The sequence below is a fragment of the Neisseria sp. P0016.S008 genome (assembly GCF_051957775.1).
Classification (GTDB): Bacteria; Pseudomonadota; Gammaproteobacteria; order Burkholderiales; family Neisseriaceae; genus Neisseria; species Neisseria flavescens_B.
This window is the reverse complement of sequence record NZ_JBQCWB010000003.1, coordinates 338,231-361,386: the sequence shown is the minus strand read 5'-3', so window position 1 is coordinate 361,386 and position 23,156 is coordinate 338,231. Positions and strand designations below refer to the sequence as shown.

At 51.4% G+C, this 23,156-nt stretch carries 21 protein-coding genes; 19 read left to right on the top strand and 2 right to left on the bottom strand.

Annotated features, from left to right (window positions below; genetic code table 11):
- Positions 1 to 11: 11 nt before the first annotated feature.
- A complete protein-coding gene (locus tag ACTHS8_RS05900) occupies positions 12 to 1,853 on the bottom strand; it encodes an autotransporter assembly complex protein TamA (RefSeq protein WP_440373223.1) in 1,842 nt (613 codons plus the stop codon).
- A 449-nt stretch (positions 1,854 to 2,302) separates the two neighbouring features.
- On the opposite strand from ACTHS8_RS05900, the gene sstT reads away from it, so the two are divergent.
- A complete protein-coding gene (sstT, locus tag ACTHS8_RS05895) occupies positions 2,303 to 3,526 on the top strand; it encodes a serine/threonine transporter SstT (protein WP_440373222.1) in 1,224 nt (407 codons plus the stop codon).
- A gap of 229 nt (positions 3,527 to 3,755) precedes the next feature.
- Positions 3,756 to 5,612: an ABC transporter ATP-binding protein gene (locus tag ACTHS8_RS05890; RefSeq protein WP_440373221.1), complete on the top strand. Its 1,857-nt coding sequence runs from the start codon at positions 3,756 to 3,758 to the stop codon at positions 5,610 to 5,612.
- 109 nt (positions 5,613 to 5,721) lie between these two features.
- Here the strand turns inward: ACTHS8_RS05890 and ACTHS8_RS05885 are convergent, their stop codons facing one another.
- Positions 5,722 to 6,450, bottom strand: coding sequence for a TIGR00730 family Rossman fold protein (locus tag ACTHS8_RS05885; RefSeq protein ID WP_440373220.1), 729 nt, complete (start codon positions 6,448 to 6,450; stop codon positions 5,722 to 5,724).
- Positions 6,451 to 6,590: 140 nt separating this feature from the next.
- Between ACTHS8_RS05885 and truC the strand changes: the two genes are divergently transcribed.
- From truC to nuoL, 17 genes are all read left to right on the top strand, one after another.
- Positions 6,591 to 7,307: a tRNA pseudouridine(65) synthase TruC gene (gene truC / locus ACTHS8_RS05880; protein WP_440373219.1), complete on the top strand. Its 717-nt coding sequence runs from the start codon at positions 6,591 to 6,593 to the stop codon at positions 7,305 to 7,307.
- A gap of 97 nt (positions 7,308 to 7,404) precedes the next feature.
- Positions 7,405 to 8,508, top strand: a complete 1,104-nt coding sequence (prfB, locus tag ACTHS8_RS05875; protein WP_003681666.1) for a peptide chain release factor 2 — start codon at positions 7,405 to 7,407, stop codon at positions 8,506 to 8,508.
- A 450-nt stretch (positions 8,509 to 8,958) separates the two neighbouring features.
- Positions 8,959 to 10,416 carry an oligopeptide:H+ symporter gene (locus ACTHS8_RS05870; RefSeq protein WP_440373218.1) on the top strand — a complete coding sequence of 486 codons (1,458 nt, stop codon included), beginning with the start codon at positions 8,959 to 8,961 and terminating at the stop codon, positions 10,414 to 10,416.
- A gap of 333 nt (positions 10,417 to 10,749) precedes the next feature.
- Positions 10,750 to 11,106: an NADH-quinone oxidoreductase subunit A gene (locus ACTHS8_RS05865; RefSeq protein WP_003686600.1), complete on the top strand. Its 357-nt coding sequence runs from the start codon at positions 10,750 to 10,752 to the stop codon at positions 11,104 to 11,106.
- Entirely contained in the window at positions 11,097 to 11,579 is a 483-nt protein-coding gene (locus ACTHS8_RS05860; protein WP_002215610.1) for a NuoB/complex I 20 kDa subunit family protein, read from the top strand. Before ACTHS8_RS05865 ends, ACTHS8_RS05860 begins: the two co-directional genes overlap by 10 nt.
- 12 nt (positions 11,580 to 11,591) lie before the next feature.
- Entirely contained in the window at positions 11,592 to 12,185 is a 594-nt protein-coding gene (locus ACTHS8_RS05855; RefSeq protein ID WP_311476010.1) for an NADH-quinone oxidoreductase subunit C, read from the top strand.
- Positions 12,175 to 13,431, top strand: coding sequence for an NADH dehydrogenase (quinone) subunit D (nuoD, locus tag ACTHS8_RS05850; protein WP_002231605.1), 1,257 nt, complete (start codon positions 12,175 to 12,177; stop codon positions 13,429 to 13,431). Before ACTHS8_RS05855 ends, nuoD begins: the two co-directional genes overlap by 11 nt.
- A complete protein-coding gene (nuoE, locus tag ACTHS8_RS05845; protein ID WP_049349260.1) occupies positions 13,431 to 13,904 on the top strand; it encodes an NADH-quinone oxidoreductase subunit NuoE in 474 nt (157 codons plus the stop codon). The genes nuoD and nuoE overlap by 1 nt, the downstream gene beginning before the upstream one ends.
- Before the next feature lie 40 nt (positions 13,905 to 13,944).
- Positions 13,945 to 14,370, top strand: a complete 426-nt coding sequence (locus ACTHS8_RS05840) for a hypothetical protein (protein WP_440373217.1) — start codon at positions 13,945 to 13,947, stop codon at positions 14,368 to 14,370.
- A 65-nt stretch (positions 14,371 to 14,435) separates the two neighbouring features.
- Positions 14,436 to 15,731 carry an NADH-quinone oxidoreductase subunit NuoF gene (nuoF, locus tag ACTHS8_RS05835; protein ID WP_440373216.1) on the top strand — a complete coding sequence of 432 codons (1,296 nt, stop codon included), beginning with the start codon at positions 14,436 to 14,438 and terminating at the stop codon, positions 15,729 to 15,731.
- Between the two features lie 58 nt (positions 15,732 to 15,789).
- The gene (gene nuoG, locus ACTHS8_RS05830) at positions 15,790 to 18,051 is read left to right on the top strand and encodes an NADH-quinone oxidoreductase subunit NuoG (RefSeq protein WP_440373215.1); all 2,262 of its coding nucleotides are present in this window, start codon (positions 15,790 to 15,792) and stop codon (positions 18,049 to 18,051) included.
- A gap of 2 nt (positions 18,052 to 18,053) precedes the next feature.
- Entirely contained in the window at positions 18,054 to 19,130 is a 1,077-nt protein-coding gene (gene nuoH / locus ACTHS8_RS05825; protein ID WP_002216340.1) for an NADH-quinone oxidoreductase subunit NuoH, read from the top strand.
- Between the two features lie 75 nt (positions 19,131 to 19,205).
- Positions 19,206 to 19,601 (top strand): GFA family protein, encoded by a 396-nt coding sequence (locus tag ACTHS8_RS05820; RefSeq protein ID WP_003686531.1) that lies wholly within the window; start codon positions 19,206 to 19,208, stop codon positions 19,599 to 19,601.
- A 54-nt stretch (positions 19,602 to 19,655) separates the two neighbouring features.
- A complete protein-coding gene (gene nuoI, locus ACTHS8_RS05815) occupies positions 19,656 to 20,135 on the top strand; it encodes an NADH-quinone oxidoreductase subunit NuoI (protein ID WP_002216341.1) in 480 nt (159 codons plus the stop codon).
- An 11-nt stretch (positions 20,136 to 20,146) separates the two neighbouring features.
- Entirely contained in the window at positions 20,147 to 20,818 is a 672-nt protein-coding gene (locus tag ACTHS8_RS05810; RefSeq protein ID WP_440373214.1) for an NADH-quinone oxidoreductase subunit J, read from the top strand.
- Entirely contained in the window at positions 20,815 to 21,120 is a 306-nt protein-coding gene (gene nuoK / locus ACTHS8_RS05805) for an NADH-quinone oxidoreductase subunit NuoK (protein WP_003747881.1), read from the top strand. Before ACTHS8_RS05810 ends, nuoK begins: the two co-directional genes overlap by 4 nt.
- Positions 21,121 to 21,122: 2 nt before the next feature.
- Positions 21,123 to 23,147, top strand: a complete 2,025-nt coding sequence (gene nuoL / locus ACTHS8_RS05800; RefSeq protein ID WP_440373213.1) for an NADH-quinone oxidoreductase subunit L — start codon at positions 21,123 to 21,125, stop codon at positions 23,145 to 23,147.
- Positions 23,148 to 23,156: the final 9 nt, after the last annotated feature.

The following is a 23,156-nucleotide window of genomic DNA, read 5'->3' as shown; positions in this document are numbered from 1 at the left end:
GAGTATGTTTGTTAAAACCTTGTGCCCAAGCTGATGTGCCAGCGGATTTTCTTGTCGTGATGGCCGTAGGCAATATCGAAGGAGAACGGTGCAACTGGGCTGAACCAGCGCACACCCAAGCCGGTACCGTGTTTTAAGGTCATGTGTTTGAAGTTGCTTGCCGCATCGCCGACATCGTGGAAGATGGCGCCGGAGAAGCTTTTGGTAACCGGAAATTGATATTCGAGGCTGCCGACCACCACGGCGCGTTGTGGCAAGACGGAGCCATTGGGGCCGGCCAAACCGATGCTGTCGAGTTCATAACCGCGTACGGAAGTTGCGCCGCCGGTGCGGAACATCAGGCTGGACGGCACTTCTTCGCCCTCGCGGGCATAAACGTAGCCTGCCTGTCCGCGTACGATGAATGTACCGATTTTTTTGTTTTCAGGTGTGAAGAAATAGCCTGCGCGTGCCGTGGCGCGTGCCATTTGGGTGGAGGAGAGGAATTTGCCCAAGGTTGTGCCGATTTTGCCGTCGAGGTAGTAGCCGTTTTGAGGGTGCAGCTCGGTTTCGATGCTTTGCCGTTTCCATGAGGCGGTCAGCATGGTGGCATGGCTTCGGCCCAAATCGTAGCTGGTGTCGGGGACTTTGCGGTCTTCGGTAATGAATTCGAGGCCGAAGCGGGCATCGATATTATTGCGGTCGCGGACATACCAAATACCGCTGGTCAGGGCGCGTTTTTCAAGGTTTTGCGTGGTCGAGCGGTTGTAGGAAACGTTGCTGGTCCAGTAGTTGCCGCGGTTGTTGCGCGGTTGGCTGATACCGGCGGCCAGCGTGGTTTCGTATTTGTCCATGTCCCAAACGATGGAACCGATATAACCCTTGTTAAAGAGGTTGTAATAGTCGTAGGCGATGCGGCCGCCGATTCCGTATTCAGAGTCGTAGCGGATACCGGTTTCCAGTTTGTGGCGTTTGACTTCGGTCACGTTGATTTTGACGGGAACGCGGTCGCCTTGCAGTTGATCGAAATCGGCCTGTACGGACGCGCCGGAGTAGTGGCCGTTCTGCTCGAGCGCCTGTTGCAGGTCGAGTATTTTATCCAAGTCGTAAGGCGAACCTGGGTGGAAACGCGCCATGCCGGAAACCACGCTCTCAGGGTAGCGGCGTGCGCCGGTGATTTGGAAATCGCCAAAGTAAATGGGGCGGTTGCTCTCTATAATGACGTTCAAGTCAGCTTTTTGGGTATTGGGATTGATGGTAGCTTGGGTGGTGGTGAGTTTCGCCAACGGATATTTTTTGCGTGTGACCGCGCTGAGGACGGAGGTTTTACTCGCACTCCAGCCATCTTGGTCGAAGTTTTCGCCAACGGGCTGTTGCCAGTTTTCCATCGCATTTTGGTAGTACTCGGCCAAGTTGTCGTCATTTAATACGTCGCCGAGGATGGCCACGCTGACGTTGTCGACTTTGGTGCGCGGGCCAGGGGTGACGTTGACGGTATAGCTCTCGCCATGGTCTTGAATACTGACGTTGCTGTTGAAGTAGCCTTTGGTCCGGAGCATGGTTTTGACGTTGTCGGGCGCCTCTTCGGCGAGGAAGCCGACCTGCTCTTTGTCCAGCTCTTCGTCCTGCTGCTGGGTAATCAGCGGCAGGTATTCTTCAAGCATTTTTTTGACTTCGCTGTCTTGGGTGTCGATTTTGACGGGGAATTTGGGCTTGAGTTTGCCTGTTTGGTCGTCTTTGGGCTGTTTGGGCATTTCGGATTCGGGGACGGCCTCGTAGTCTTCCGCTTTGGGAACGGAAGTATCTACTGCCAACGCGTGTCCGTAGGCGAGCGCCAAAGATGCGAATAAAACAGGGTAGGTCAGTTTGGTCATGATGTGTGTTCGACAGCGACAATTCTTCAGTCTGTGGATTTTAACATTATTTCTGCAAGGTTTCAGGCTATGGTTATAAACGGAAATTTAGCGCGATAATGTTGCCAAATGCGACTTAAGGGAAGATTTTGGTTTGTTTCTATACGATTGTAATACTTATGTTTTTGTATTTTGACTGATGAAGTTGCCTTTGTATTCGGTCTTATGGCGCAGATTTCAGGCCGTCTGAAATCAAGATACAGAAGGATAAGGCAACGGTATGGGCATACTTTAAAATAGGGTTTGAGCGGGTTTGGCTGTATTTTTGGCATAAAGTGCTAACTGTGTCATAAATGCTAAACTTTGATGCTGTTTTTGTGAGGTGTGCATGAAAACCTCGCCGACAAATGATTTTTTATTTTAGAATGTAAGACTTTTTTAACATATCTTTAAATTGTGAAGGAACGGATATGGCAAGTGGCAATCCGATTTTGAACGCGCTCAATCGCGTCAGCCTGGTGGCGCAAATCGCCATCGGCTTGGTTTTAGGTATTATTGTGGGTGCAGTTTCGCCGCAAGTCGGTATCAGCGCAGGACTGCTGGGCAGCCTGTTTGTCGGTGCGCTTAAGGCTATCGCGCCGATTTTGGTATTTGTGTTGGTGACTGCCGCTATTGCGCAACACCAAAAAGGCAATCAGGCCTACATCAAACCGATTTTGATTTTGTATATTTTCGGTACGTTTGCCGCGGCTGTGGTGGCAGTCATTGCCAGTATGGCATTCCCGACCACGTTGATTCTGCGTGCGGCAGGCGATGTATCCGTTGCGCCGCCTTCCGGCATTGTCGAAGTATTGAAAACCCTGCTGATGAATTTGGTGGCCAACCCGATTAACGCGCTGGCCAATGCCAACTATATCGGCATTTTGGCTTGGGCTTTGGTATTGGGCGCGGCTTTGCGCCATCACGGTTCGGATACGACCCGCCAAGTGGCGGCCGACTTGGCCGATACCGTTTCGACGGTTGTGAAGTGGATTATCCGTTTTGCACCTCTGGGTATTTTCGGCTTGGTGTCTTCTACCATTGCGGAAACCGGTTTTGAAGCGCTTGCCGGTTATATGCAGCTGTTGGCCGTATTGCTCGGCTGTATGCTGTTTATCGCTTTGGTGGTCAACCCGATTATTGTGTGGACGCAAATCCGCCGCAACCCTTTCCCACTGGTGTTTACCTGCCTGCGCGAAAGCGGCGTGTATGCCTTCTTTACCCGTTCTTCCGCCGCCAATATCCCTGTGAACATGGCATTGGCGAAAAAACTGGGTTTGCACGAAGACACTTACTCCATCTCCATTCCATTGGGTGCAACCATCAATATGGCCGGTGCGGCAATCACCATTACCGTTTTGGCGATGGCTGCGGCGCACACGCAAGGTATTACGGTTGACTTCGCCACTGCCCTGCTGCTGAGCTTGGTGGCTACCGTCAGCGCGTGCGGTGCATCCGGTGTGGCCGGTGGCTCGTTGCTGCTGATTCCTTTAGCGTGCAGCTTGTTCGGTATCGATAATGATGTGGCCATGCAGGTGGTTGCCGTCGGCTTCATCATCGGCGTGATTCAAGACTCTGCAGAAACTGCGTTAAACTCTTCCACCGACGTTTTGTTTACTGCCGCTGCCGATTTGGGTCGTCAACGTAAAGAGTGATTTTTAAGGGCAACCTAAATTCAGCAAAGGCCGTCTGAAAAGTTTCAGACGGCCTTTGTTTTGGGTAAAGGAAAAGGGATGTTTAGATGGGTCAAGCCGATAGATTGGTTTGATCGGACTGACGGTATCCGCTGTCATCAGTTGGATTTTTCCCGTAAAATACAGTCTTGAATGTATTTGAACACCTCTTTTCAGACGGCCTGACCGTCTTATCAAATTTGCAAAAACAATGATTAAAAAAATATTCTCATGGTTCGAGTCCCGCATCGACCCTTATCCAGAAGCTGCTCCGAAAACGCCAGAAAAAGGGTTGTGGCGGTTTATTTGGAGCAACATTGAAGGCGTGCGCAAATGGATTGCCGTGTTGGCCGTGTTTACGGTCGGCGTCGGCATTATGGAAGCCTTGATGTTCCAATTTATGGGCAAGGTGGTCGACTGGCTCGGCGCTTATACGCCGCAAACGCTGTTTGTTGAAAAAGGCCATGCATTAATCGGCATGATGGCCATGGTGGCATTTTTTGCCGTTTGGACCTTTTTCGCGTCCTGTGTGCGCCTGCAAACCCTGCAAGGCGTGTTCCCCATGCGCCTGCGCTGGAATTTCCACCGCCTGATGCTGGGTCAAAGCCTGGGCTTTTATCAGGACGAATTTGCAGGACGCGTGTCCGCCAAAGTGATGCAGACCGCGCTGGCGCTGCGCGATGTCGTGATGACCGTTGCCGATATGGTTGTGTATGTGCTGGTGTACTTCATCACTTCCGGCGTGATTCTGTCCTCATTTGATGTTTGGCTTATTTTGCCGTTTATCTGCTGGATGATTGGATTCGCCATGATTATGCGCTTCCTGATTCCCAAACTCGGCAAAACCGCCGCGCGTCAGGCCGATGCGCGCTCGTTGATGACCGGCCGCATTACCGACGCCTACTCCAATATCGCCACCGTCAAACTCTTCTCTCACGGCGCTCGCGAGGCCGCTTATGCCAAGCAGTCGATGGAAGAGTTTATGGTGACCGTTCATGCCCAAATGCGTTTGGCCACGCTGCTGCACACTTGTAGCTTTATCGTCAACAGCTCGCTGACCGTAGGCACAACCGCCTTGGGCATTTGGCTTTGGTATCACGGTCAAGTCGGCGTAGGTGCGGTAGCTACGGCCACGGCTATGGCATTGCGTGTGAACGGTTTGTCGCAATACATCATGTGGGAATCTGCCCGATTGTTTGAAAACATCGGTACCGTCAACGACGGCATGGCGACCCTGTCCAAACCCCACACCATCCTCGACAAACCGCACGCCCTGCCGCTGAAAGTCACCCGAGGCGAAATCAAGTTTGATCACGTCGATTTCTCCTACGAAGCAGGCAAACCGCTCCTCAACGGCTTTAATCTGAACATCAAACCCGGTGAAAAAGTCGGCTTGATCGGCCGCAGCGGTGCAGGCAAATCCACCATCGTCAACCTGCTCCTGCGCTTTTACGAACCGCAAAGCGGCACGATTTCGATCGACGGACAAACCGTGGACAGCGTTACCCAAGAAAGCCTGCGTGCCCAAATCGGCTTGGTGACGCAAGATACCTCCCTCTTGCACCGCTCCGTCCGTGACAACATTATCTACGGCCGTCCTGATGCAACCGAAGCCGAGATGATTTCCGCCGCCGAACGCGCCGAGGCAGCCGGTTTTATTCCTAACTTAAGCGATGCCAAAGGCCGACGCGGCTATGATGCGCACGTCGGTGAACGCGGCGTGAAACTTTCCGGCGGCCAGCGCCAACGTATCGCCATTGCCCGCGTTATGCTCAAAGACGCGCCGATTCTATTGCTTGACGAAGCCACCAGCGCGCTCGACTCCGAAGTCGAAGCCGCCATCCAAGAAAGCCTCGACAAAATGATGGAAGGCAAAACCGTAATTGCCATCGCCCACCGCCTCTCCACCATCGCCGCGATGGACCGCCTCATCGTCTTGGACAAAGGCCGCATCATCGAAGAAGGCAGCCACACCGAGTTGCTCGCGAAACAAGGTCTGTACGCCAAACTTTGGGCACACCAAAGTGGCGGCTTCTTGAGTGAGCATGTCGAGTGGGAAAATAATTAAACGCTTTGAAAGAAGATAAAAGGCCGTCTGAAAACATTTTCAGACGGCCTTTATTAATGAAGCAAAGGGCAGGTGGATAACCGCCCTTTTTAGTTGAAACCTTAGTTTTTTACAGCCCCAGCGACCAAGCATTTTGGTGTTCGGACAAGTCTTCCAAGCGGTTTTCGTAATGGGCGAAGATTTCTTCGATAATCTCGTCTTCGTCGTCGATGACTCGAATCAAGTTCAAATCCTCTTCCAAAATCAGGTTTCTGCCCAGCAACTGCTCGCGTATCCAGTCCAGCAGTCCTGCCCAAAATGCTTTGCCCACTAAGATAATCGGTCGGTCGGGCGTTTTGCCGGTTTGCACCAAAGTCAGGCTTTCAAACAATTCGTCCAATGTACCGAAACCGCCGGGCATGACGACATACGCCACGGCGTGTTTGACGAACATGACTTTGCGCGGGAAGAAGTGTTGGAATTTAATCGACAAATCCTGATACGGATTGGCTTTTTGCTCGTGCGGCAACACGATATTCAACCCCACTGCCGGACTTGCGCCTGCAAACGCGCCTTTGTTGGCCGCTTCCATAATGCCCGGACCGCCGCCGGAAATCACGGAAAATCCGGCATCCGACAGTTTGCGTGCCAAGCGCAATGTGAACGTGTAGTCGGGATGGTTTTCAGGCGTGCGCGCGCTGCCGTAAATGCTGACGGCTGGCTGAATGGCGCGCAATTCTTCGCCGGCTTCGACAAATTCGGAAATAATCTTCAATACATGATACGACTCGCGCGCCTGAATATCGCGGCGGGTTTCGTCGGGCAGCATGGGTTTGGGCAGTTTTTTGAGCAGGCTCACGGCTTTTCCTTCGTGTTTTTATGTGCAGTATTGTAACCCGAAAGGGGCGGGCTGTCTGAAAGTTGGGTTTCGGCGGCAAGTGTGCCTGCCACATTTTCAAAAGCCCGTTACAATATCTGCTTTTATTCAACTGCTCCGCCATGCTCGATATTATCCACCGCGACAGCCGCACCATTGCCGTCAACAAACCAGCCGGAATGCTGGTGCACCGAAGCTGGTTAGACAAACACGAAACCCGTTTTGCCGTGCAGACCCTGCGCGACCAAATCGGGCAGCACGTCTATCCCGTCCACCGCCTCGACCGCCCGACTTCCGGCGTCTTGCTGTTTGCCCTCGATACGGAAGCCGCACGGTTATTGACGCAGCAGTTTGAAAACAAAACCATCGAAAAAACTTATTGGGCGATTGTTCGCGGTCATCTGCCTTCAGACGGCCTGATTGATTACGCCCTCAAATATATGCCCGACAAAATCGCCGAAGCGCAGACCGAAGCCACATTGCAGGAAGCGCAAACCACCTACCGTTGTCTGGCACAAACCGAGTTGCCGTTCCAATCCGCCCTGCGTTATCCGACCTCGCGTTATTCGTGGGCCGAACTCACGCCGCACACCGGCCGCAAACACCAACTCCGCCGCCATATGAAACACATTTTCCACCCCATCGTCGGCGATACCAACTACGGCGATTTGCGCCAAAACCATGCCGTTGCCGAACATATCGGCACGCAACGCCTGATGTTGCACGCGCAGAGCCTCAGTTTTCAAAGCATAGAAGACGGCAGCCGGATGACCGTACAAGCGCCGATAGACAACGACTGGCGGCTCTGGATGGAAAAATTCAAAACCGAGGCCGTCTGAAAATTCAAACCGCACATTTTCAGACGGCCCGGTCATGGAAAAAAACAGGCAAATCCCTTACAATACGCCCCTAAAATTTTGAAAGAACACAAGAATCATGGAAGCCGAAGTAATCAACCAGCTTAACAACACCCTAAACGACTTGGAGAAGCGCAGCGAAGACATCCGCGTCTATATGGACTATCAAGGCAAAAAAGACCGCCTTGAAGAAGTCGTCGGCCTCTCCGAAGACCCGGAACTTTGGAACGACCCCAAACGCGCCCAAGAAATCGGCAAAGAGCGCAAAATCCTCGAAGGCATCGTGGTAACCCTCGACAACATCGCCACAGGCATCGAAGACAACCGTATGTTGATCGAAATGGCCGTCGAAGAAAACGACGAAGAAGGTTTCGCCGCTGTGCAGGAAGACGTGGCCGGTTTGGAAAAACAAATGGCCGATCTCGAATTCAAACGAATGTTCAACCAGCCAGCCGACCCGAACAACTGCTTTATCGACATTACTGCAGGCGCAGGCGGTACGGAAGCGGAAGACTGGGCGGGTATGCTGTTCCGCATGTACAGCCGCTACGCCGAGCGCAAAGGCTTCAAAATCGAAATCCTTGAAGAAGACGACGGCGAAATCGCCGGTATCAACCGTGCCACCATCCGCGTGGAAGGCGAATACGCCTACGGCCTGCTGCGTACCGAAACCGGCGTTCACCGCCTGGTGCGTTACTCGCCGTTTGACTCCAACAACAAACGCCATACGTCTTTTTCATCCGTGTTCGTTTACCCCGAAATCGACGATTCTATCGAAATCGAAATCAACCCCGCCGATTTGCGTATCGACACTTACCGCGCATCCGGTGCAGGCGGTCAGCACATTAACAAAACCGACTCCGCTGTGCGTATTACCCACGAGCCGACCGGGATTGTGGTTCAATGTCAAAACGACCGTTCTCAACACGCCAACAAAGCCGCCGCGATGGAAATGTTGAAATCCAAACTGTACGAATTGGAAATGCGCAAACGCAACGAAGAGAAACAGGCATTGGAAGAAGGCAAGTCCGATGTGGGTTGGGGCAGCCAAATCCGCTCATATGTTTTGGACTCCTCACGCATCAAAGACTTGCGTACAGGTTACGAAGTCGGCAACACCAAAGCCGTATTAGACGGCGACTTGGACGGCTTCATCGAAGCCAGCCTGAAACAAGGTGTGTAAACCGTAAGAGATAAATAGGCCGTCTGAAAGATTTCAGACGGCCTGTTTGTTGTTGAATATGGCAGTAACTATATCCACTGCGATGATTTATATTTCCAGCAGGTAAAAGGTTCTATCTATTTGAATAAGATAAATTCTTATCAGCTTAAATGGAATGCTGAACGCAGTAGATATATCCGTTTTCGGCCGCATGAAAAATACAATATAGAAAATCTAAAAATTAATGGGTTTTTGACTATGTAGGGCATGACGGATATGGCCGCGATTTGCTTGTTATGTAGCTATTGAGTTCTTTTTAAATGCGAATATTAATCTTTTTGTAAAAATATACTTTTTAATGTTTTGCAAATGCAAAGATTGACGGTAATATATGGTTTCCATAAAAATGATTGGTAGGTATAACAGGCCGTCTGAAGCCTGAGCCTGTCTAATATATTAGGAGAACTCATAATGTCCGGCCAAAAGCTGTCGTCTGCCGAGAAAACTTTCTTCGGCCATCCTTTGCAATTATCCACCCTATTCCATATTGAGCTGTGGGAACGTTTTTCCTTCTACGGTATGCAGGGCATCCTGTTGATTTATCTGTATTACGCCGCGAATCAAGGCGGTTTGGGTATGGATAAGGCTTTGGCCGGCGGTATCGTTGGCGCATACGGCGGCAGCGTTTACCTGTCCACCATTCTCGGCGCATGGTTGGCCGACCGCATTTGGGGCGCGGAACGTACCCTGTTTATCGCCGGTATCGTCGTGATGACCGGCCATATTTTATTGGCGATTGTGCCGGGCTTGATGGGATTGCTGTTGGGCTTGGTGTTTATCGCACTGGGCAGCGGCGGCGTGAAATCGTCTGCCGGTTCGATGGTCGGTTCTTTGTATGAACGGGACGACCTGCGCGAATTACGCGATGCCGGTTTCTCCATTTTCTATATTTCCATCAATATCGGCGGTTTCTTAGGCCCTTTGTTGACCGGTATTTTGCAAGACAGAATGGGATTCCATTACGGTTTCGGCGCGGCGGCCGTCGGTATGGCGTTTGGCCTGATGTGGTATTCGCGCGGCCGTAAGAACCTGCCGCATACGCCGGCGCCCAATCCGTTGCGCCCTGAAAAGGTACAGACTGCAATAGCTGTCGGTGTGTTGCTGGTTTTGGTGTTGGGCAGCGTGATTGCTTCCGGCGCGCTCAATCTTGAAAACTTTTCACGCTGGCTCTTGGGCGTGGTCATTATCACCGTTATCGCTTATTTTGCACGCCTGCTGGGCAGCAGCCAGGTTGAGGCAGCCAATAAACGTTACATCATGGCTTATATTCCGCTGTTTTTGACTATTTGTATGTTCTGGGCGGTTTGGTTTCAGGTGTACACCGTTGCAACGGTTTATTTCGACGAAACGGTTGACCGTACTTTCTTCGGCTTTACCGTGCCTGTTTCATGGAAAGATTCGATACAGGCCATGTGGGTGGTTCTCTTCTCCGGCGTGATGGCGGCGGTGTGGACGAAAATGGGCAAGCGCCAACCTAAAACGCCGTTGAAGTTTGCGTTGGCCATGTTGGTAACCGGCGTCTCTTATTTGTGTTTCATTCCGTATATTTCATCCGGAACCCCGATGCCGATTATCGTGTTTATGCTGGTGTTGCTGGCGATTACGATAGGCGAGTTGATGCTGTCGCCGATTTCGCTGTCGTTTTCCACCAAAATTGCACCAAGCATGTTTAAAACACAAATGGTTGCGTTGAACTTCTTGGCATTGTCCATCGGCTTTACCTTGGGCGGAGTGTTGTTTAAAGACTACTACAATGCTCAGTCGCCATTGGATTTCTACTGGATGCTGGCCACCATCGGCGCAGTAACCTGCGGTATCCTGTTGGTACTTGCCCCGGCATTGAACCGCATGCTCAAAGGTATCGATTGATTTTTCTATTTAAATAATGTGATGTACACAGGCCGTCTGAAAAGAATCAGTTTTCAGACGGCCTGATGTTTTTATTGAGGTTTGGAAAAGGGCGATTTTCCAGATTGTTGAAGTAAATCGGACATGAGGAAAACCCGAATTAAATGATACATGATTAAATTGAAATTAAAATTGTGAAATATTAAATAAGAATAAGAATTGTTCTCATAACTTTATTGAATTTATTAGTGTTTTTTTACTGATTTGCTGATATTTACCTTTAAATGGCTTTTGAAATTCGATAAAATGGTAATCTATTTTTAAGATTTGTCTGTCAACCAGTTAGGTACGACCATGTTGGCCAGTTACTTTCCCGTCCTCGTATTCATCCTCGTCGGCCTCGCGGCCGGTGTGCTGTTTATTCTGCTCGGCACAATTTTAGGCCCGAAACGCCACTATGCCGAAAAAGATGCGGCTTACGAATGCGGTTTTGAAGCCTTTGAAAACGCAAGGATGAAGTTCGACGTGCGCTATTACCTCGTCGCCATCCTCTTCATCCTGTTTGATTTGGAGGTCGCGTTCATGTTGCCGTGGGCAGTCGTGTTCAAAGATTTGGGCGCGTACGGCTTCTGGTCTATGCTGGTGTTTATCGTCGTTCTGACGGTAGGCTTTATTTACGAATGGAAAAAAGGTGCGCTGGAATGGGAATAGAAGGCGTTTTGAAAAAAGGTTTCATCACCACCAGCGCGGATACGGTGTTGAACTATATGCGTACCGGTTCATTGTGGCCGGTTACTTTCGGCTTGGCCTGCTGCGCCGTGGAAATGATGCATGCGGGTATGGCGCGTTATGACCTTGACCGTTTCGGCATCATTTTCCGTCCGTCCCCACGTCAGGCCGACCTGATGATTGTGGCAGGTACGCTGACCAACAAAATGGCGCCAGCTCTGCGCCGTGTATACGACCAGCTCGCCGAGCCGCGCTGGGTATTGTCTATGGGTTCGTGTGCCAACGGCGGCGGCTATTATCATTACTCTTATTCCGTTGTGCGCGGTGCCGACCGCGTCGTGCCGGTAGACGTTTATGTGCCGGGTTGTCCACCGACTGCGGAAGCCCTGATTTACGGCCTGATTCAGCTCCAACAAAAAATCAAGCGCACTTCCACCATCGCGCGTGACGAGTAAGGAGAGGACGATATGGCAAGCATTCAAAACTTATACGAGACCGTCGTCGGCGTGCTTGGCGATCAGGTAAGCAAAGTCATTTCAGCTTTGGGCGAGATTACCGTCGAGTGTCTGCCTGAACACTATATTTCAGTCATGACCGCATTGCGCGACCATGAAGAGTTGCATTTCGAGCTTCTGGTCGACTTGTGCGGTGTCGATTACAGCACTTACAAAAACGAAGTATGGCAGGGTAAACGCTTTGCCGTCGTCAGTCAGTTGCTTTCCGTTAAAAACAATCAACGCATCCGCGTACGCGTCTGGGTTTCAGACGACGACTTCCCCGTAGTCGAATCCGTAGTCGATATTTACAACAGCGCGGATTGGTACGAACGCGAAGCCTTCGATATGTACGGCATCATGTTCAACAATCATCCAGACTTGCGCCGCATCCTGACCGATTACGGCTTTGTCGGACATCCGTTCCGCAAAGACTTCCCGATTTCCGGCTATGTGGAAATGCGTTACGACGAAGAGCAAAAACGCGTGATTTACCAACCTGTTACCATTGAGCCGCGCGAAATCACGCCGCGTATCGTCCGTGAGGAGAACTACGGTGGCCAATAAATTAAGAAACTACACCATCAACTTCGGCCCGCAACACCCTGCGGCGCACGGCGTATTGCGTATGATTTTGGAGTTGGACGGCGAACAAATCGTCCGTGCCGACCCGCATATCGGCCTCCTGCACCGCGGTACTGAAAAACTGGCTGAAACCAAAACCTATCTGCAAGCCCTGCCCTATATGGACCGCTTGGACTACGTTTCCATGATGGTTAACGAGCAGGCGTATTGTTTGGCAGTAGAAAAACTTGCCGGTATCGATGTACCTATCCGCGCCCAATACATCCGCGTCATGTTCGCCGAAGTAACGCGCATCCTCAATCACTTGATGGGCATTGGTTCGCACGCATTCGACATCGGCGCGATGACCGCCATCCTTTACGCCTTCCGCGACCGCGAAGAGCTGATGGACTTGTACGAAGCCGTGTCCGGCGCACGTATGCACGCCGCCTACTTCCGTCCTGGCGGCGTTTACCGCGACCTGCCCGATTTCATGCCCAAATACGAGAGTAGCAAATTCCGCAACGCCAAAGTATTGAAGCAGCTTAACGAATCCCGCGAAGGTACCATGCTCGACTTCATCGACGCCTTCTGCGAACGTTTCCCGAAAAACATCGATACACTCGAAACCCTCCTGACCGACAACCGTATTTGGAAACAGCGTACCGTCGGCATCGGCGTCGTCTCTCCCGAGCGCGCCATGCAAAAAGGCTTTACCGGCGTCATGTTGCGCGGTTCCGGCGTGGAATGGGACGTGCGTAAGAAACAGCCGTACGAAGTGTACGACAAAATGGATTTCGACATCCCTGTCGGCGTCAACGGCGACTGCTATGACCGTTACCTCTGCCGTATGGAAGAAATGCGTCAATCCGTGCGCATCATCAAACAATGCTCCGAGTGGTTGCGTGTCAATCCGGGTCCGGTCATTACCACAAACCACAAATTCGCTCCGCCTAAACGTACCGAAATGAAAACAGGTATGGAAGACCTGATTCACCATTTCAAACTCTTTACCGAGGGTATGCACGTTCCCGAGGGTGAGACTTATACCGCTGTCGAACATCCGAAAGGCGAGTTCGGCGTTTATATCATTTCAGACGGCGCGAACAAACCCTACCGCCTGAAAATCCGCGCACCCGGCTTCGCCCACCTGCAAGGCATGGACGAAATGGCAAAAGGCCACATGCTGGCCGACGTCGTTGCCATCATCGGTACGCAGGACATCGTATTCGGGGAGGTTGACCGATAATGTTATCCGCAGAATCCTTAAAACAAATTGATATTGAATTGGCAAAATATCCTGCCGACCAACGTCGCTCCGCCATTATGGGCGCATTGCGTATTGCCCAGACCGAAAAAGGCTGGCTTGCTCCCGAGACCATCGCTTTTGTCGCAGACTATATCGGCATCTCGCCTGCACAAGCCTACGAAGTCGCTACTTTCTACAATATGTACGACCTCGAGCCTGTCGGCAAATACAAACTGACCGTCTGCACCAACCTTCCTTGCGCCCTGCGCGGTGGTATGGATACCGGCGAATACCTGAAGAAAAAACTCGGTATCGGCTACGGCGAAACCACGCCCGACGGCAAATTTACCCTTGTTGAAGGCGAGTGCATGGGCGCATGTGGCGACGCACCGGTCATGCTGGTCAACAACCACAGCATGTGCAGCTTTATGACCGAAGAAGCAATTGACAAGAAACTTGCCGAACTGAAATAAAAGGCCGTCTGAAACTTTTCGATAAGGAAGGCTTTAAATTATGAGAAAAGTTATTTTAGCTATTTCATTATTTGTTGCTACAACCAATTACGCGTTTGCAGATTTTACAGATAGTGAAGCCAACGAAATTATTTCTCAATTTTATAAGCGGTATGTTTTTGGTAACGAAGAATTAGGTGTCGATGCGCAACGTTTCGGGACATCTCGCTTTTTGAAAAAATTAGAACGTGCTTATAGTGCTGAATATGATTGTGAAGATGCTCCTTGTTATGGCACTTGGGAGCTACGGACAGAAGCGCAAGATGGTGACGGCACGAGTATTTTATCTAATATCCAGCCTATTATTAAAAATAAAGGTTGGTACCGTGTGAGTTATCGAGACATGGGGCACAAAGGCGTTACTGATGTAAAAGTTGTAGAAAAAAATGGCATTATCAAATTGGATGATTATAAGCGTGTACGCTAAATAAATTTTCCGGTTACCTGAAAATAAAAAAGAAACCCTAAAAGTTAAGTTAGGCAAAACCAAAAATGGCTATTTACCAATCAGGCGTGATTTTTGACCAAGTGGATACCGCCAATCCCGATTGCTGGACATTGGACGAATACGTCAAACGTGGCGGTTATACCGCCCTGCGTAAAATCCTGTCCGAAAACATCTCGCAAAGCGATGTGATTGACGAAGTCAAAACCTCCGGTTTGCGCGGTCGTGGCGGTGCGGGCTTCCCGACCGGTTTGAAATGGAGCTTTATGCCCCGTTCCTTCCCGGGCGAGAAATATGTGGTTTGCAACACCGACGAAGGCGAGCCGGGTACGTTCAAAGACCGCGACATCATCATGTTCAATCCCCATGCCCTGATTGAAGGCATGATTATTGCCGGTTATGCGATGGGTGCGAAAGCCGGCTACAACTATATTCACGGCGAAATTTTTGAAGGCTATCAACGCTTTGAAGCCGCACTCGCCCAAGCGCGCGCCGCAGGCTTTTTGGGTAAAAATATTTTGGGTTCGGATTTTGAATTTGAACTCTTCGCCCACCACGGCTACGGCGCATATATTTGCGGCGAGGAAACCGCATTGCTCGAATCGCTGGAAGGCAAAAAAGGTCAGCCTCGCTTTAAACCGCCATTCCCTGCTTCGTTCGGCTTGTACGGCAAACCGACCACCATCAACAATACCGAAACGTTCTCCTCTGTCCCATTCATTATCCGTGACGGTGGACAGGCCTTTGCCGATAAAGGTATTCCGAATGCAGGTGGTACCAAATTGTTCTGTATTTCCGGTCATGTCGAGCGTCCGGGCAACTATGAAGTGCCATTGGGTACGCCGTTTGCCGAAGTCTTAAAAATGGCGGGCGGTATGCGCGGCGGTAAAAAACTTAAAGCTGTTATCCCCGGCGGTTCGTCCGCGCCCGTGTTGCCTGCCGACATCATGATGCAGACCAATATGGACTATGACTCGATTTCCAAAGCAGGCTCGATGCTGGGTTCCGGCGCGATTATCGTGATGGACGAAGACGTGTGCATGGTCAAAGCCCTTGAGCGCCTGAGCTACTTCTACTACGACGAGTCTTGCGGCCAATGTACGCCTTGCCGAGAAGGTACGGGCTGGCTCTACCGCATCGTCCACCGCATCGTAGAAGGCAAAGGCCGCATGGAAGACTTGGATTTGTTGGATTCTGTCGGCAACCAAATGGCAGGCCGCACCATCTGCGCCCTCGCCGATGCCGCCGTCTTCCCTGTCCGCAGCTTTACCAAGCATTTCCGTGATGAGTTTGTGCATTACATCGAACACGGCGGACCGATGAAACCGAATAAGTGGTGCTAAGTTTTCAGACGGCCTCTAAAAGAATTATTTATTAAATACCCGTAACTAGGAACGAACCATGTTACAAATCGAAATCGACGGCAAACAGGTATCTGTGGAGCAGGGCGCGACGGTGATTGAAGCCGCGCACAAGCTCGGTACTTATATCCCGCATTTCTGTTACCACAAAAAACTTTCCATCGCCGCCAACTGCCGTATGTGTTTGGTGGACGTGGAAAAAGCCCCCAAACCTCTGCCCGCCTGTGCCACGCCGGTTACAGACGGCATGATTGTGCGTACGCATTCGGCAAAAGCCCGAGAGGCGCAAGAAGGCGTGATGGAGTTCCTGCTCATCAACCATCCGCTTGATTGTCCGACTTGCGACCAAGGCGGCGAATGTCAGTTGCAGGATTTGGCGATGGGCTACGGCAAAACCACCAGCCGTTATACCGAAGAAAAACGTTCTGTTGTCGGCAAAGACATGGGGCCTTTGGTTTCCGCCGAGGAAATGAGCCGTTGTATCCACTGTACCCGTTGCGTTCGTTTCACTGAAGAAATCGCCGGCGTGCAAGAAATCGCTATGGCCAACCGCGGCGAACACTCCGAAATCATGCCTTTTATCGGCAAAGCAGTGGAAACCGAATTGTCAGGCAACGTCATCGATTTGTGTCCTGTCGGTGCATTGACCAGCAAACCGTTCCGCTTCAACGCGCGCACTTGGGAATTGAACCGCCGCAAATCCGTTTCCGCCCATGACGCTTTGGGCAGCAACCTGATTGTACAAACCAAAGACCATACCGTCCGCCGCGTGTTGCCGTTGGAAAACGAAGCCATCAACGAATGCTGGCTGTCCGACCGCGACCGTTTCGCCTACGAAGGCCTGTATCACGAAAGCCGTCTGAAAAACCCGAAAATCAAACAGGGCGGCGAGTGGATGGACGTGGATTGGAAAACCGCGTTGGAATATGTCCGCAGTGCGATTGAATGTATCGCCAAAGACGGCAACCAAAACCAAGTTGGCATTTGGGCCAATCCGATGAATACGGTTGAAGAGTTGTATCTGGCCAAAAAACTTGCCGACGGCTTGGGTGTTAAAAACTTTGCAACCCGTTTGCGCCAACAAGACAAACGTCTTTCAGACGGCCTTAAAGGTGCGCAATGGTTGGGACAAAGTATCGAATCTTTGGCTGACAACGATGCCGTATTGGTAGTCGGCGCGAACTTGCGCAAAGAACAGCCGCTCCTGACCGCCCGCCTGCGCCGCGCCGCCAAAGACCGTATGGCCTTGAGCGTATTGGCCAGCAGTAAAGAAGAATTGTTTATGCCGCTTCTGTCTCAAGAAGCCGCACATCCCGACGAGTGGGCAGGCCGTCTGAAAAACCTGTCTGCCGATGCGGAACACGCAGTTACCGCCAGCCTGAAAAACGCTGAAAAAGCAGCGGTGATTTTGGGCGCGGAAGTGCAAAACCATCCTGATTACGCCGCCATTTATGCCGCCGCGCAAGAGCTGGCTGACGCGACCGGCGCAGTGCTGGGCATTTTGCCGCAAGCCGCCAACAGCGTCGGTGCAGATGTCTTGGGCGTGAACTCTGGCGAGAGCGTTGCCGAAATGGCAAACACGCCGAAACAGGCAGTCTTGCTGCTCAATGTCGAGCCTGAAATCGATACGGCGGACGGTGCAAAAGCCGTAGCCGCGTTGAAACAGGCGAAAAGCGTGATGGCGTTTACACCGTTTGTCAGCGAAACGCTGCTGGACGTGTGCGACGTATTGCTGCCGATTGCGCCGTTTACCGAAACCTCGGGCAGCTTCATCAATATGGAAGGCCGTCTGCAATCTTTCCACGGCGTGGTACAAGGCTTCGGCGATTCGCGTCCGATGTGGAAAGTGTTGCGCGTATTGGGCAACCTGTTTGACCTGAGAGGTTTTGAATACCACGATACCACTGCGATTCTGAAAGATGCGCTGGATGCAGAAAGCCTGCCGTCTAAACTGGATAACCGCAGCACATGGGCAGGGGAGGGCGTTCAGACGGCCTCAGACCGCCTCGTCCGTGTCGGCGGTGTCGGTATTTATCACACTGATTCTATCGTGCGCCGTTCTGCACCGTTGCAAGAAACCAGCCATGCCGCCGTGCCTGCTGCGCGTGTAAATCCGAACACATTAGCACGCTTGGGCCTGCAAGACGGACAAACCGCTGTCGCCAAACAAAACGGCGCAAGCGTATCGGTTGCTGTCAAAGCCGATGCCGGTTTGCCTGAAAACGTGGTGCATCTGCCGCTGCATACCGAAAATGCCGCGCTGGGTGCGTTGATGGACACTATTGAACTGGCGGGAGCTTGATCATGCAAGAATGGTTCCAAAACCTCTTTGCCGCAACGCTCGGTCTGGGCGATTTGGGCATCACCGTAGGCTTGGTGGTATCCGTCATCGTCAAAATCGTGATTATCCTGATTCCGCTGATTCTGACCGTTGCCTACCTGACGTATTTCGAACGTAAAGTCATCGGCTTTATGCAGCTTCGTGTCGGCCCGAACGTAACCGGCCCGTGGGGTCTGATTCAGCCGTTTGCCGACGTGTTCAAACTCTTGTTTAAAGAGGTAACCCGTCCGAAGCTGTCAAACAAAGCCTTATTCTATATCGGCCCGATTATGTCGCTCGCCCCGTCTTTCGCGGCATGGGCAGTGATTCCGTTCAACGAAGAATGGGTGCTGACCAACATCAATATCGGCCTTTTGTATATCCTGATGATTACCTCGCTGTCGGTTTACGGCGTGATCATCGCGGGCTGGGCTTCCAACTCCAAATATTCGTTCTTGGGCGCAATGCGTGCTTCCGCACAAAGCATTTCCTACGAGATTGCCATGAGTGCCGCGCTGGTGTGCGTCGTGATGGTATCGGGCAGTATGAACTTCTCCGATATTGTCGCCGCACAAGCCAAAGGTATTGCCGGCGGTTCGGTATTCTCTTGGAACTGGCTGCCACTCTTCCCCATCTTCATCGTCTATCTGATTTCCGCCGTTGCCGAAACCAACCGCGCACCGTTTGACGTGGCAGAGGGTGAATCTGAAATCGTTGCCGGTCACCACGTTGAATACTCCGGCTTCGCATTCGCGCTGTTCTTCCTTGCCGAATACATTTTCATGATTCTGATTGCTGCGCTGACATCGCTGATGTTCCTCGGCGGTTGGTTGTCTCCGTTCCCGCAAAGCTGGGGCTTTATCGGTACGCCTTCCGCCTTCTGGATGTTCGTGAAAATGGCGGCGGTGCTGTACTGGTACCTGTGGATCCGTGCAACCTTCCCGCGCTACCGTTACGACCAAATCATGCGTTTGGGCTGGAAAGTGCTGATTCCGATCGGCTTCGCCTACATCGTGATTTTGGGCGTGTGGATGATTTCACCGCTGAATTTGTGGAAATAGGGCAGGGAGGCCGTCTGAAAGTTTTCAGGTAGCCTATAACCCAAATTTTTAACCGTTTCAAACCGAGAGAACCTAATGAAAGCTCAATGCCTGTGTGGCGCAGTATCACTGGAAACCGCCGAAAACCGCGAACTCCACGCCTGCCATTGCGGAAAATGCCGCGTATGGGGCGGCGGCGCGTCTTTTACTTTGGCCGCCCAGTCGCCTGAAATTACAGGCAGCGAACACATTGCGCATTATCAGTCGTCCGAATGGGCGCAACGCTGTTTTTGCAAACACTGCGGCACACATCTGTTTGTGAAAGTTGGCAACGATTATTACATCAACGCCGGGCTGTTTGCCGACAACGCGGGCTTTGAAACCACTTCGCAAATCTTTATCGATTGCAAAGCTCCGTATTACGACTTGGCCAACGATACCCCGAAGCTGACCGAAGCAGAGTTTTTAGAAATGGTGGGCGCGGCAGGTTAAAAAACCGCTTTCAGACGGCCTGTAAACAGAACAATCCGAAAAGAGCATCCGAAAATGGCTAATTTAGTAAAAACCTTCCTGCTGGGCGAATTGGTGAAAGGCATGGGCGTAACGCTCAAAAACTTTTTTGCCCGCAAAGACACGATTTACTTCCCTGAAGAAAAAACGCCGCAATCCGTGCGTTTCCGCGGCCTACACGCCCAACGCCGCTATCCGAACGGCGAAGAACGCTGTATTGCGTGTAAATTGTGTGAGGCAGTTTGTCCGGCAATGGCGATTAACATCGAATCGGAAGAACGCGAAGACGGCACCCGCCGCACCAAGCGTTACGACATCGACCTGACCAAGTGCATCTTCTGCGGTTTCTGCGAAGAGGCCTGCCCGACCGATGCGATTGTGGAAACCCATATTTTTGAATACCACGGCGAGAAAAAAGGCGACTTGCACATGACCAAGCCGATTCTTTTGGCCATTGGCGACAAATACGAAGCTGAAATCGCCAAACGCAAAGCCGCTGATGCGCCGTATCGTTAAGGAGCAGACGAATGACTTTTTCCGCGATTCTGTTCTATATTCTTGCCGCCATCGTTTTGTACGGTGCGGTTCGTACCGTTACCGCTAAAAACCCTGTTCACGCCGCTTTGCATCTGGTGCTGACCTTCTGCGTGAGCGCGATGCTTTGGATGCTGATGCAGGCCGAATTCTTGGGCGTGACGCTGGTGGTGGTTTACGTCGGCGCCGTGATGGTGTTGTTCCTGTTCGTCGTGATGATGTTGAACATCGACATTGAAGAAATGCGCGCCGGTTTCTGGCGTCATGCGCCTGTTGCCGGTGTGGTCGGCACATTGTTGGCGGTTGCCCTGATCCTGATTTTGATCAATCCGAAAACCGACCTGGCCGCATTTGGTTTGATGAAAGACATTCCGGCTGATTACAATAATATCCGCGATTTGGGCAGCCGTATTTATACCGACTACCTGTTGCCGTTTGAATTGGCGGCGGTATTGCTGCTGTTGGGTATGGTGGCCGCGATTGCGCTGGTTCACCGCAAAACTACCAATCCGAAACGCATGGATCCTGCCGACCAAGTTAAAGTACGCGCCGATCAAGGCCGTATGCGTCTGGTGAAAATGGAAGCGGTTAAACCGCAAGTCGAATCTGCCGAAGAAAACGAAGTTTCAGACGACCTCAAGCAGGAAGGGGAGGGCAAAGCATGATTACCTTGACGCATTATCTGGTATTGGGTGCGCTCCTGTTCGGTATCAGCGCAATGGGTATCTTTATGAACCGCAAAAACGTGCTGGTATTGCTGATGTCCATCGAGCTGATGCTTTTGGCGGTGAACTTCAACTTTATCGCTTTCTCCCAATATTTGGGCGATACTGCCGGACAGATTTTCGTATTTTTCGTACTGACCGTTGCCGCTGCCGAATCCGCCATCGGTTTGGCGATTATGGTATTGGTGTACCGTAACAGAAAAACAATCAACGTTGCCGATTTGGATGAGTTGAAAGGGTAATCATGAACGACATGACTTTATATTTGGTAATTGCCCTTGTGCCTTTGGCAGGCTCGTTGATTGCAGGTTTGTTCGGCAACAAAATCGGACGTGCCGGTGCGCATACGGTTACGATACTCGGTGTGGCGGTGTCTGCCGTGCTATCGGCTTATGTGCTGTGGGGATTCCTCAATGGCAGCCGTACCAAGTTTGACGAGAACGTTTATACCTGGCTGACAATGGGCGGCTTGGATTTCTCCGTCGGCTTCTTGGTCGATACGATGACGGCGATGATGATGGTTGTTGTAACGGGCGTGTCGTTGATGGTGCATATCTATACCATCGGTTATATGCATGATGAAAAAGTCGGCTACCAACGCTTCTTTAGCTATATTTCTTTGTTTACTTTCAGCATGTTGATGCTGATTATGAGCAACAACTTCATCCAGCTCTTCTTCGGCTGGGAGGCTGTGGGCTTGGTGTCGTACCTTTTGATTGGTTTCTATTTCAAACGTCCGAGCGCAACATTTGCCAACCTGAAAGCCTTTTTGATCAACCGTGTCGGCGACTTCGGCTTTTTGCTCGGTATCGGCTTGGTGCTTGCCTATTTCGGCGGCAGCCTGCGCTATCAAGATGTATTCGCTTATCTGCCTAATGTTCAGACGGCCACCATTCAATTGTTCCCCGGTGTGGAATGGTCTTTGATTACTGTAACCTGTTTGCTCCTGTTTGTCGGTGCGATGGGTAAATCGGCACAATTCCCTCTGCACGTCTGGCTGCCTGATTCGATGGAAGGCCCGACCCCGATTTCTGCATTGATTCACGCCGCAACCATGGTTACCGCCGGTCTGTTCATGGTATCGCGTATGTCGCCGATTTATGAGATGAGCAGCACTGCGCTGTCAGTCATCATGGTGATTGGTGCGATTACCGCCCTGTTTATGGGTTTCTTGGGCGTGATTCAAAACGACATCAAACGTGTGGTTGCGTATTCTACCCTGTCGCAACTGGGTTATATGACTGTGGCTTTGGGCGCGTCTGCTTATTCCGTGGCAATGTTCCATGTGATGACCCACGCTTTCTTTAAAGCCTTGTTGTTCTTGGCCGCAGGTAGCGCGATTATCGGTATGCATCACGACCAAGACATGCGCCACATGGGTAACCTGAAAAAATACATGCCGATTACTTGGCTGACCATGTTGATCGGTAACTTGTCGCTGATTGGTACGCCGTTCTTCTCCGGCTTCTATTCCAAAGATTCGATTATCGAAGCAGCGAAATACAGCACCCTGCCGGGCAGCGGCTTTGCTTATTTCGCCGTCCTCGCCAGCGTGTTCGTTACCGCGTTTTACGCGTTCCGCCAATACTTTATGGTGTTCCACGGTGAAGAGAAATGGCGCAGCCTGCCTGAGCATCATGACGATCATCATGGTGAAGAGCATCACGGCTTGGGCAAAAACGACAATCCGCACGAAAGCCCGTTGGTTGTTACCCTGCCTTTGATTCTGCTTGCCATTCCGTCCGTCATCATCGGCTACGTTGCCATCGAGCCTATGCTTTACGGCGATTTCTTCAAAGACGTGATTTTTGTTAATGCCGACGCGCATCCGACCATGCACATCATGAAGGAAGAGTTCCACGGTGCATTGGCAATGGTGTCGCACAGCCTGCATTCGCCTGTACTCTACCTTGCTATCGCAGGTGTCTTGAGCGCATGGCTTCTGTACGTCAAACTGCCGCACCTGCCTGCGAAAATTGCACAGGCGTTCCGTCCAATTTACGTTTTGTTTGAAAACAAATACTACCTCGACGTCCTGTATTTCAACGTTTTTGCCAAAGGCACACGCGCATTGGGTACCTTCTTCTGGAAAGTCGGCGATACCGCCATTATCGACAACGGTATTGTCAACGGCTCCGCCAAACTGGTCGGCGCGATTGCCGCGCAAGTGCGTAAAGCCCAAACCGGCTTTATCTACACCTACGCAGCCGCTATGGTATTCGGCGTATTGGTACTGCTCGGCATGACTTTCTGGGGATTGTTCAGGTAAAAATGAGAT